Source organism: Nocardioides jejuensis, from assembly GCF_004337475.1.
GTDB lineage: Bacteria > Actinomycetota > Actinomycetes > Propionibacteriales > Nocardioidaceae > Nocardioides > Nocardioides jejuensis.
Map to the genome: position 1 here is coordinate 66,437 of NZ_SJZJ01000014.1, position 10,551 is coordinate 76,987.

The following is a 10,551-nucleotide window of genomic DNA, read 5'->3' on the forward strand; positions in this document are numbered from 1 at the left end:
GACACGTCAACCACTTTGCGCGTGGCCCGATTCCCGTGCCGGCTTCGGTCAGAGGCTCGCCGGGTCGGTCACCGGCTGCTGGCAGACCATCCCCCGGCAGACGTACGCCGTCGGACGGCCGTCGACCGTCGGGCGATGGCGGAGCAGGTCGAGCGCCGCATCCTCACCGGTCTCCGTCGGGGTCGCGACCAGGACCAACGCCCCCGGACGGCGACGGGCGGCGAGGGCGAGCGCATCGCGCTCCGCACCGGGCTCACCCACGACGACGATCTCCTCGGGACCGGCGAGCATCGTCTCCGCCGCGGTGAGCGCCCAGCCGGCGAAGCGAGGCGCCCGGGTGGCGAGCGGAGCAAGGACGGCCAGCGTCTGCTCCGCGGCGGTGCGATGCCCGCCGGAGCCGGTGATCGCGGCGTACGTCGCGAGGGCGTGGACCATCGCGGACTGGCCGCACGGGCTGGCGTTGTCGGAGAACTCCCGCGGCCGGGCGACCAGCGCCTCGGCGTCAGCGGCCGTGTCGAAGAAGCCTCCGTCGTCGGCGCGGAACTGTTCCAGCGCAACGTCGAGCAGGGCGCCGGCACGATCGAGCCAGGCGGCTTCGCCCGTGGCCTGGAGCAGGTCGAGGAAGCCCAGCGCGACGCACGCGTAGTCCTCGAGAACGCCGGCGTGGGCACCGACGGCACCGTCGCGGGAGACCCGGCGGAGACGGCCGTCGACGAGGTGGACGTGGAGCAGCAGCCGCGCGGCATCGACCGCCGCCTGGATGTAGTCGGGCCGGCCCAGGAAGGTGCCAGCCGCGCAGAGGCCGCTGATCGCCATTCCGTTCCACGCGGCGACCACCTTGTCGTCGCGGTGCGGCCGGGCACGGAGCGAGCGGGCGTCGAGCAGGCGTGCCTTCACCTCGGAGAGGCGCGCGATCTCGCCGGACGCCGTCGGCATGTGCCGCAGCGTCAGGGTCGACATGCCCTTTTCGAAGGTGCCGTCCTCGGTGACGTTGAAGAGCTCGGCGGCCCATGCACCACGGTCGTGACCGAGGGCCTCGACGAGCGCGGCGGGCGTCCAGGCGTAGAACGCGCCCTCCTCCGAATGCCCCTCGGGGGTCAGCGAGTCGGCATCGAGGGCGGAGGCGAAGCCACCCTGCGGCGTACGCAGCTCGCGGAGCAGGAAGTCGGCAGTCTCCGCCGCGATCCGGCGCGACATGTCGTTGTCGCGGCGCGCGTAGAGACCGAGCAGCTGGGCGTTGTCGTAGAGCATCTTCTCGAAGTGCGGCACGACCCAGCCGCGGTCGACGGCGTAGCGCGCGAAGCCACCGCCGATCTGGTCGTACATGCCCGACCCGGCCATCGCGTGCAGGGTGCGGACCAGCATGTGCCGCGCCTGGCGGACCAGCTCGTCATCGCCGGCAGCCGCGCCGGAGTCGCGCGCGTCGACGTACCGCCGGAGGAACTCGAGGACCATCGACGGCGGAAACTTGGGCGCTCCCCCGAAGCCGCCGGCGAGCGGGTCGAACTCGCCCGCGAGCCCCCGGACCGCCTGGTCGAGATCGGTGGCACCGAGCGTCGCGGACGCGGTCAGCGCACCCTGCCGGAGGTGCTCCGCCACCGCCGCAGCGGCCGACGCCACGTCCTCAGGCTTCTTGAACCACGCCTCCGCGAGCGACGTCAGCACCTGGCGGAACGCCGGCTGCCCGTGCCGCGGCTGGTCGGGGAAGTAGGTGCCGGCGAAGAACGGTCGACCCTCGTGGTCGAGCACGCACGTCATCGGCCAGCCGCCGTGGCCGGTCATCGCCTGGGTCGCCGCCATGTAGACCGCATCGACGTCCGGGCGCTCCTCGCGGTCGACCTTGATGTTGACGAAGAAGTCGTTCATCAGCGCCGCCGTCGCCTCGTCCTCGAAGGACTCGTGCGCCATCACGTGGCACCAGTGGCAGGCCGCGTAGCCGACACTCAACAGCACCGGTACGCCGCGGCGTCGGGCCTCCTCGAAGGCCTCGGGCCCCCACTCCCACCACTCCACCGGGTTGTCGGCGTGCTGCAGCAGGTAGGGACTCGTCGCGGCGGCGAGGCGGTTGGACATGTCGCAAGCCTGCCAGCCCCCTGGATCAGCGGGGGCAGAAGCCGGAGGGCGGCCGTGCCCACGACGTGGTCCGGGTCACGCCACATCGTGGACCGGATTGCGTCATGAGTGCGCGATGCAACCGTTCCACCGGCGTACGGACAGCAGGACTCGGCCTGCTCACCCAACCCTCGGGGGACCTCCCATGACCAACATCGTGCTCGGCACCGTCGCTCTCGTCGCGGCCGCCACCTTCGCAGCGACCACCAACGACGCCCCGTCTGCGGAGGCTCCGGTCCACGTCATCACCCAGCACTGACCAGCTCCGTCCGGCCGTCGTCCCAGACGACGATCCCGCTGCGCCCCTGCGCGCGCAGCCAGCGCGCGGCGTCGCGCCCGAGTGCGAACGCCGAGGTCGCCTCGATGTCGACCGCCGTGAGGCTGTCGCCGATCACGCTCACCTGACGTACGCCGTCCGGCGGGAGCCCGGTGCGCCCGTCGACGACATGCGCACCACGGTGGGCGCTGCCGGAGGTCGCGACCGCTCCGCGCCACACCGGGACGCGGGCAATGATCCGGTGCGGGTCGTCGGGATCCTCGATGCCGATCGTCCACGGCCTCCCGATCGGATCGGCCGTCCAGGCCAGCACGTCGCCGCCTGCCGAAAGGCATTGGTCGGTCTCCGGCAGCTCGGCGAGGTGGCGGGCTGCGCGTTCGGCGGCCCAGCCCTTCACGACGCCGCTCGGGTCGAAGATCGTGCGGCCCGAGCCGTCGGGTCGCGCTACCGAGAAGGCGCCTCCGGAGGCGTGCGCCGCGGCGTTGCCCAGGGCGAGCACCTCCGCGACCTCGGCCGGGCACTCCCCCACCTCGACCTCGTCGCGGGCCAGCCGCGAGACCCACGAGTCGGCACGCCAGGTGCTGAAGACCCGGTCCGCCTCGCGGAGGTCCGCCACGACCGCCGCCCACGCGTCGCGCGCGGCGGCGTCGCCGGCGTGCCGACCCCGGAGGGCCAGGCTGAACGGCAGACCCATGACCTGCTCGACGTACCTCGTCAGGACCGCGGTGCTCACACTCCCGCCTTGTCGAGCGCGGACTGGATCGACTGCAGGTAGCCATCGGAGGTGTACGTCGCGCCGCTGACCATGTCGATGCTGTTGCTCTGGGCGTCGAGCGTCTCCTGGACGAGGATCGGCACGGCCTGCGCGTTGATCTGCTGCGAGCGCGGGTCGCTGCTCGGGTACTGCAGCACCGACACCGACGTGATCGTGCTGCCCGTCGTCACGACCTGCACCTGGATCGGGCCGTAGCGGGTGTAGACGACGTTGCCGGTCGTGGTGGTGGCCTTCGGGGTACTGCTGCTCGTCGAGCTGTCGGAGGTGCTCGACCGCGTCGAGGAGCTCGAGCCCGCCACCGAGCCTGAGTACGCCGCGGCCGACTGCGTGCTCGTCGTGGCCGTCGCCGCTCCGAGCGAGGTGTGATAGCTGAACAGCAGCACCAGCACGGTGGCCGTCGAGGCGAGCCAGAAGATGATCCGTCGCATGCCGCTCACCACCCGAACGCTTCGGTGTGGATCCGCCGGGCCGGTACGCCGGCAGCACGTGCGGAGCGGCGTACGGCGTTCGCCCAGGCCTCGGGGCCGCAGACGTAGACGTCGCGGTCGGCGATGTCAGGCACCCAGGTCCGCAAGGCAGTCGCGTCGTCGACCGACGGCGTGATGGCACCGAGCCACGAATCCTCGGAGCGCCGGCTGCCGGGGAGGTCGAGCACCGCCAGGCCGCGTTCACGCCCCAGGACCGCGAGCTCGCGGGCGAAGAGCGGTTCCCGCGAGAAGCGGTGCAGCAGCACGGCGTCGCCGGGCGCGTAGTCGAGTCCCTCGGCCAGCGCGCGCAGCGGCGTGATGCCCACACCGGAGCCGATCAGGGCAATGCGTCGGGTCGTCCGGACGCGCGGCGAGAGACGGCCGTAGGGGCCTTCGACGATGGCTCGCATGCCGGGCCGCAGCGACCGCAGCTCGGCCGATCCGTCGCCCAGCGCCTTGACCGTGATCCGCAGGCTGCGGCCGTCCGGAGCGGCGGAGAGCGAGTACGGATTGCCCCGGCTCCACCCGCGTCGGCCAAGGAAGCGCCAGACCAGGAACTGGCCCGGCTCCGCGCCGAGGCGGTCGAGTCGGCGGCCGGTCAGGTAGACCGACACAACGCCGTCACCCTCCTCGACGACCGAGGTGACCCGCAGGCCGTGCCGGGCGGTGCGGACCAGCGGGAGGCCCACGCGCCACCCGAGGACGGCGCCGAGCGCGAGGCCCCATGCCGTCCACCAGACCGCGGTGACGACCGGGTGGCCGACGAAGTCCGCGCCGGTCCACAGCTGGTGCGGCAGCGCGAGCCCGACACCGAGGTAGGCGTAGAGGTGCATCAGGTGCCACGACTCGTAGCGGAGCGCGCGCCGGGCCGCCCGCACGCTGGTCGCGACTACCATCACCAGGCACGCGGTGCCGGCCAGCGCGAGCAGCATGCCGGGGTAGTCGACGACCAGGTGCCAGGCGGTCGTCACGAGCGCAGACGCCCCTCCGGCGTACGCCCAGGTGATCAGGGCCAGGTGCACCAGCAGCAGGTTGAACGACGTGAAGCCGACCCACCGGTGCTGCTTCGCGAGCTCGTCCTGGCCCCAGGCCCGCTCGAGCAGCGGCACCCGCGCCATCAGCACGACCTGGACCAGGAGGAGCGCTGCGGAGAGCAGCCCCGAGATCCGGCCCAGTCCCATCGCGGTGACCAGTCCCGTGGCGTGGTTGCCCACGACCCACCAGCCGGTCACCGCGACGAGCGCAGCGACGACGGCCGTCACCGACGTACGCCGTACGACGGTGTCCAGCTGGGCCGGGGTCATGACTCCGAACCGTCGCCCTGCTGCGGGGCCCGGCCGGGCATCTGCCCCTGCTGGCCGGGCATTCCGCGCCCATCGCCGTCCCGGTCGAAGCCGGTCTGGCCGAACCGCACGTCGATCCGCTGGTGGCCGTCGTCGCCGGCCTGGCCGATCGCGAAACCGGTCACGCCGCTGCCGAGCACCAGGACCGCAGCGGCACCGGCGAGGGCGCCCTTGGCGCCCTTCGACAGGGCCTTGATCGAGGCGAACGTCGCGTTGCTCGGCGCCTGGTCGACGGGCGTCACGGGCGCGGCGGCGTACGCCGCAGGGGCGTCGTTCGCCTGCTGGCCGGGCGCGGGAACCTGCTCGGTCGGCGCGTTCGCCTCGGCGTCGGAGGGCGCTGGCTCCCAGCGCGAACCGCTGCCCTCGTCCTGCGGCTCGGGCTGCCGTTCGGGCTGGGGCTCAGGCTGGGCGGCGTCGGGGGTCTTCTTGCTCATCGGGGTCTCCCTCGTTGGTTGGTGTGCACCAGCCAACTGCGCCCCGCTGGGTCTCTCCTGCGGACGACCTGTGTGCTTCCTGTGAGCCCGCCACGGTCACGGCGACGACAGCACGCGTGTGTCGCCACACGCCAGCGTGGACGGGTGGATCTCCGCCGTGAGTGCGGCACACCCGTGTCGCAGTCACGGACAGAGCGATGCCGCATGACCGGGCCGGTGGCGACACACTGATGTCGTCGTGGGCGCGGGCGCGCAAGCCGTCAGGCCGCCCCTCAGACCGGCAGCGTCAAGCTGAACGTCGTGCTGCCGGGCGCCGACAAGCAGGTCAGTGTGCCGCCGTGGGCAACCGCGATCGCGTGCGCCAGCGAGAGGCCCAGGCCGGCGCCGCCGGAGTCGCGGGTCCGCGACGAGTCGCCACGGGTGAAGCGTTCGAAGAGGGTGGGCTGCAGGTCCGCGGGCACACCCGGCCCGTCGTCGTGGACGGCCACCGTCGCACCCGATGCCGACCGCCAGGCCGACACGGTCACGGTCGTCCCGGCAGGAGTGTGCCGGCGCGCATTGGTGAGCAGGTTGGCCAGCACCTGGTGCAGCCGCTGCGCATCCCCCGGTACGACGACGGCTTCGTCGCCGAGGTCCAGCTTCCAGCGGTGATCAGGAGCCACGACACGGGCGTCACCGACGGCTTCGAGCACGAGGTGCGTGAGGTCGACGTCCTCGCGCGCCAGCGGTCGGCCGGCATCGAGACGGGCCAGCAGCAGGAGGTCCTCGACGAGCGAGGTCATCCGGCGCGACTCCGCCTGCACCTTGTCGAGCACGTGCAGCACCCGCTCCGGGTCGGCGTCGGGGCGGAGGCCGAGCTCGGCGTACCCCTGGATCGTGGCGAGCGGGGTGCGCAGCTCGTGCGAGGCGTCGGCGACGAACTGCCGGACCTGCTGCTCGCTGCGATGGCGCGCGTCGAGCGAGCTCTCCATGTGGCCGAGAAGGACGTTGAGCGCGGAGCCGACCTGGCCGACCTCCGTGCGCTCGTCGGTCAGCGTCGCGGGCACGCGGGCGGTCATCCCGACCTCGCCGGTCTCCAGCGGCAGGCCGGCGACCTCGTGCGCGGTGCGCGCGACCTCACGCAGCGGCCGCAACTGCCGGCGTACGACCACGATCGCGATGCCACCGGCAACGGCCACCGCCAGCAGCGTGAATCCGCCGCCCCAGACGACGACCGACGTGATCGTCTCCTCGAGCTGCTGCGACGGGACGCCCGTCACGAGCGTGACGCCGTCGACGGTGGAGACGAGGAACCGGTAGTCCCCCAGCCCCGCGATCTCCTTGCCGATCGGCTGCCGGGTCTCGGGTAGAGCGCCGAGCTGGGACAGCTGGGCATCGGTGAGCTGCTGCGTGTCACCCCGGCCGGTACGGATCAGGCCCGCGGACGCCGTCGGCGTCACGTACGCCGTCAGGGTGCCCTCGCCCTGCGACCGGGCGTCGCGGATGTCCGGTCCGTCGGGCCCGGGGAAGCTGCCACCGATGGGCATGCCGCTCTGGAGCGCGTGGACGTCGCGGTCGTGGGTGTCGGAGACCTGCTTGTCGAGCTGGCCCTCGAGCCGGTTGCTGAGGGCAGCCGTCGTCAGGCCGGAGACCAGCAGCCCGACGAGCGCGACGAGGAGGACCACGGTCGCGACGAGGCGAGCGGTCAACGAGGCCGGCACCAGGCGGCGTACGAGCGTCATCAGTCGGCAGCCTTGAGGACGTAGCCGGCGCCGCGCATGGTGTGGATCATCGGCTCGCGACCCGCGTCGATCTTCTTGCGCAGGTAGGAGATGTAGAGCTCGACGACGTTGGCCTGGCCGCCGAAGTCGTAGTTCCAGACGCGATCGAGGATCTGCGCCTTGGACAGCACGCGGCGGGGGTTGCGCATCAGGAACCGCAGCAGCTCGAACTCCGTCGCGGTCAGCGAGATCTCCTCGCCCGCACGGACCACCTCGTGGCTCTCCTCGTCGAGGGTCAGGTCGCCGACGGCGAGCACGGGGTTCTCGCGGCGCTGGGTCGCACCGGACCGGCGCAGCTGCCCGCGCAGCCGGGCGACGACCTCTTCCAGGGAGAAGGGCTTGGTCACGTAGTCGTCGCCACCCGCGGTCAGGCCGGCCACGCGATCCTCGACGGAGTCGCGCGCCGTCAGGAACAGCACCGGTACGTCGGGCTGCTGCTGCCGTACGCGGCGCATCACCTCGAGTCCGTCGAAGTCCGGCAGCATCCAGTCGAGGACGATCGCGTCGGGGCGCACGTCCTTCGCGGTCGCGACCGCGTCGCGCCCGGTGTGAGCGGTGCTGATCTCCCAGCCCTCGTAGCGCAGCGCCATGGTCAGCAGCTCGGCGATGTTGACCTCGTCATCCACGACGAGCACGCGCAGTGGCGAGCCGTCGGCGCGGGTCAGCGAAGCGGCAGCAGGCGACGTCATGACGTCAGCATGCCGTGCCCGCGCGGCGTACAGCCATGAGGAACCTGTGCGTCACCTGTGAGACGGTCCGCTGGGGAGTTCGAGGGGCGACCGCGTAGCGTTGCGGGCATGGCCACCATCGAGCTGACCACCGAGAACTTCACCAGCCACGTCGAGGGCGACGACATCCTCCTCGTCGACTTCTGGGCCTCGTGGTGCGGCCCGTGCCGCCAGTTCGCGCCGATCTACGAGGCGGCGTCAGAGAAGCACGGCGACATCGTCTTCGGCTCGGTCAACACCGAGGAGCAGCAGGAGCTCGCGGGCGCGTTCCGGGTCACGAGCATCCCGACGCTGATGGTCTTCCGCGAGCAGGTGCTCGTCTTCGCCCAGCCGGGCGCACTGCCCGAGCCGGCGCTGGAGCAGGTCATCGCCGCCGTCCGCGGCCTCGACATGGACGACGTACGCCGTCAGATCGCCGAGGGGCAGCAGGCCTGAGCCCGCTGCCGGACCAGGCTCAGGCCTGGTCGTCGGTCGAGGTGTCCTCGTCCGTGCCGTAGACACCGGCGGCGTCGGCGGAGCGGACCTTCTTGAGCTGGCGCGTGAAGCTCCAGAGCAGCAGGACCGTCGCGACGATCAGCAGGCCGAGCACGAGGGCGCCGATCCAGCCAGCGGTGACCTTGTCGGCGTCACCGTCCCAGTTGGACTTCGTGGCAAGGGTCAGCAGGGTGAACATGAGGCCATTCTCCCTCAGACTGCTGCCGCGGTCGCACGCAGGCCCGCGAAGAGGTCCGTTTCGGGGAGCTCGGTCGGCACCTGGCTCTCCACGAGCTCGAAGTCCTCGTGCGGCCAGGTGGCTTGCTGGATCTCCATCGGGACCGCGAACCAGAAGCCGTCGGGGTCGATCTGCGTGGCGTGGGCAAGCAGCGCCCGGTCACGCACCTCGAAGTACTCCCCACACGGAACGCGGGTGGTGATGCGCGCGTCCCAGGCGGGGTCCGGCTTCCACTGCGCCAGCCGCTCGGCGTACGGCGAGACCAGGCCGGCGGCCTCCATGGCAGCACCGATCGCGAGGGCGCGCGGACGATTGAAGGTGTGGTGGAAGTAGAGCTTCTCCACCTGCCACGGCTCACCCGCGTCGGGGTAGCGGTCCGGGTCGGCGGCGGCGCGGTAGGCCTCCATGGACACGTTGTGGCAGGCGATGTGGTCCGGGTGCGGGTAGCCACCGCGCTCGTCGTACGTCGTCATCACGTGCGGGCGGAAGCTGCGGATCAGCCGGACCAGCGGCTCGGCTGCCTCCTCGACGGGAACCAGCGCGAAGCAGCCCTCGGGCAGCGGCGGCTTCGGGTCGCCCTCGGGCCAGCCCGAGTCGACGAAACCGAGCCAGTCCTGCTGAACGCCGAGGATCTCGCGCGCCGCGTCCATCTCGGCACGACGCACGGCCTGGATGTCGTCGATGCTCGCCGGGTCGATCTTCGGGTTGAGCACGTCGCCGCGCTCGCCACCGGTGCACGTGACGACGCGGACGTCGACGCCTTCGGCGACGTACTTCGCGGTCGTGGCCGCGCCCTTGCTCGACTCGTCGTCGGGGTGCGCGTGCACGTGCATCAGCCGCAGGGGCTCAACAGACATGCGGCGATTCTAGGAGGAGGGCCGCATGGGAGCATGACGGCGTGACCGATGCACTCGACGACCGCTACGGACGCCGCCCCGGCAAGCGCCGCCTCTCCCCCTCCCTGCTGGTGGGTCTCGTGGTCGGCGTGCCGTTCCTGGCCTGGGTCGGCTGGGTCTGGTGGACCTACTCCACGCCCGACGTCCAGTCGCAGGACGTGAACTTCTCGATCGTCAACGCACACCTCACCGAGGCCGAGATCGTGGTCACGCTCTCCGACGACGCCGTCGACCCGAGCTGCCGGATCCAGGCCCTCGCGGCCGACAAGACGCCGGTCGGGTCCTGGACCTGGACGCCGGTGGACGGCAGCAACCACGTGAAGATCAAGACCGAGCGTGAGGCCACCGCGATCGACCTCGTCGGCTGCACCGCGAAGGGGCAGAGCCGACCCCGCTGAGCGGCCGGTTGGTAGTCTGGCCTTTTGCTTTGACCAGAGTCGCCGCGGCCGCGCGCCGCGGCGTACGTCTATCCGCACCAACTTGCAGGAGTGATCGCGATGACCGAGCAGGACACCATCTGGCTCACCCAGGAGGCCTACGACAAGCTCGCGGCCGAGCTGGAGGACATGAAGGGGCCGCTGCGTCAGGAGATCGTCGACCGCATCAGCGCCGCGCGCGACGAGGGTGACCTCAAGGAGAACTCCGGCTATCACGCCGCGCGCGAGGAGCTCGGCAAGCTCGAGGGCAAGGTCCGTCAGATGACCGCCATGCTCGAGAAGGCCGAGGTCGGTGTCGCCGAGGCGGGCGACGGCACGATCGGCCCCGGCATGGTCGTGACCTACAAGTTCGTCGGCGACGATGACGACGAGGCGGAGAAGTTCCTCCTCGGCGCGCGTGAGATCGACCCCGACGGCCTAGCCGTCATCTCCCCGCAGGCACCGCTCGGTGGCGCCGTCATCGGCGCGAAGGCCGGCGACACGGTCTCCTACGTGGCCCCCAACGGCAAGACGCTCGAGGTCGTCGTCCTCGACGCGACGCCGTTCGTCGGCTGACCGCTAACGCCGAGACGGGGCCTGTGCCGCGCCGAGACGAGGCTTGTGCCCGGCA

Annotated in this window: 12 protein-coding genes; 3 read left to right on the forward strand and 9 right to left on the reverse strand. The window is 71.6% G+C overall.

Annotated features, from left to right (window positions below; translation table 11 throughout):
* Window positions 1-48: 48 nt before the first annotated feature.
* From EPD65_RS09645 to EPD65_RS09675, 7 genes are all read right to left on the reverse strand, one after another.
* Entirely contained in the window at window positions 49-2,073 is a 2,025-nt protein-coding gene (locus EPD65_RS09645) for a thioredoxin domain-containing protein (RefSeq protein ID WP_131583526.1), read from the reverse strand.
* A 284-nt stretch (window positions 2,074-2,357) separates the two neighbouring features.
* Window positions 2,358-3,122 carry an FAD:protein FMN transferase gene (locus tag EPD65_RS09650; RefSeq protein ID WP_243640533.1) on the reverse strand — a complete coding sequence of 255 codons (765 nt, stop codon included), beginning with the start codon at window positions 3,120-3,122 and terminating at the stop codon, window positions 2,358-2,360.
* Window positions 3,119-3,592: an FMN-binding protein gene (locus EPD65_RS09655; protein WP_131583568.1), complete on the reverse strand. Its 474-nt coding sequence runs from the start codon at window positions 3,590-3,592 to the stop codon at window positions 3,119-3,121. Before EPD65_RS09655 ends, EPD65_RS09650 begins: the two co-directional genes overlap by 4 nt.
* Before the next feature lie 5 nt (window positions 3,593-3,597).
* On the reverse strand, window positions 3,598-4,935 hold the full coding sequence (locus EPD65_RS09660; protein ID WP_131583528.1) for a ferredoxin reductase family protein: 1,338 nt from the start codon (window positions 4,933-4,935) through the stop codon (window positions 3,598-3,600).
* A complete protein-coding gene (locus tag EPD65_RS09665; protein ID WP_131583529.1) occupies window positions 4,932-5,408 on the reverse strand; it encodes a hypothetical protein in 477 nt (158 codons plus the stop codon). The genes EPD65_RS09660 and EPD65_RS09665 overlap by 4 nt, the downstream gene beginning before the upstream one ends.
* A 272-nt stretch (window positions 5,409-5,680) precedes the next feature.
* On the reverse strand, window positions 5,681-7,129 hold the full coding sequence (locus EPD65_RS09670; RefSeq protein WP_131583531.1) for a sensor histidine kinase: 1,449 nt from the start codon (window positions 7,127-7,129) through the stop codon (window positions 5,681-5,683).
* Window positions 7,129-7,857: a response regulator transcription factor gene (locus tag EPD65_RS09675; RefSeq protein WP_131583532.1), complete on the reverse strand. Its 729-nt coding sequence runs from the start codon at window positions 7,855-7,857 to the stop codon at window positions 7,129-7,131. Before EPD65_RS09675 ends, EPD65_RS09670 begins: the two co-directional genes overlap by 1 nt.
* 108 nt (window positions 7,858-7,965) lie before the next feature.
* Here EPD65_RS09675 and EPD65_RS09680 point away from each other — a divergent pair, with 108 nt between their 5' ends.
* Complete coding sequence (locus EPD65_RS09680; RefSeq protein ID WP_131583534.1) at window positions 7,966-8,331, forward strand: thioredoxin family protein; 366 nt, start codon at window positions 7,966-7,968, stop codon at window positions 8,329-8,331.
* A gap of 19 nt (window positions 8,332-8,350) precedes the next feature.
* On the opposite strand, the gene EPD65_RS09685 is transcribed toward EPD65_RS09680, so the two are convergent.
* Both EPD65_RS09685 and mca read right to left on the reverse strand, forming a co-directional pair.
* Window positions 8,351-8,569 carry a hypothetical protein gene (locus tag EPD65_RS09685; protein WP_131583535.1) on the reverse strand — a complete coding sequence of 73 codons (219 nt, stop codon included), beginning with the start codon at window positions 8,567-8,569 and terminating at the stop codon, window positions 8,351-8,353.
* 14 nt (window positions 8,570-8,583) lie between these two features.
* Entirely contained in the window at window positions 8,584-9,465 is an 882-nt protein-coding gene (gene mca / locus EPD65_RS09690; RefSeq protein WP_131583537.1) for a mycothiol conjugate amidase Mca, read from the reverse strand.
* A 41-nt stretch (window positions 9,466-9,506) separates the two neighbouring features.
* Here mca and EPD65_RS09695 point away from each other — a divergent pair, with 41 nt between their 5' ends.
* Together EPD65_RS09695 and greA are read left to right on the forward strand one after the other, a co-directional pair.
* The gene (locus EPD65_RS09695) at window positions 9,507-9,902 is read left to right on the forward strand and encodes a DUF4307 domain-containing protein (protein ID WP_131583538.1); all 396 of its coding nucleotides are present in this window, start codon (window positions 9,507-9,509) and stop codon (window positions 9,900-9,902) included.
* 99 nt (window positions 9,903-10,001) lie between these two features.
* Window positions 10,002-10,496, forward strand: a complete 495-nt coding sequence (gene greA, locus EPD65_RS09700) for a transcription elongation factor GreA (RefSeq protein WP_131583540.1) — start codon at window positions 10,002-10,004, stop codon at window positions 10,494-10,496.
* Window positions 10,497-10,551: the final 55 nt, after the last annotated feature.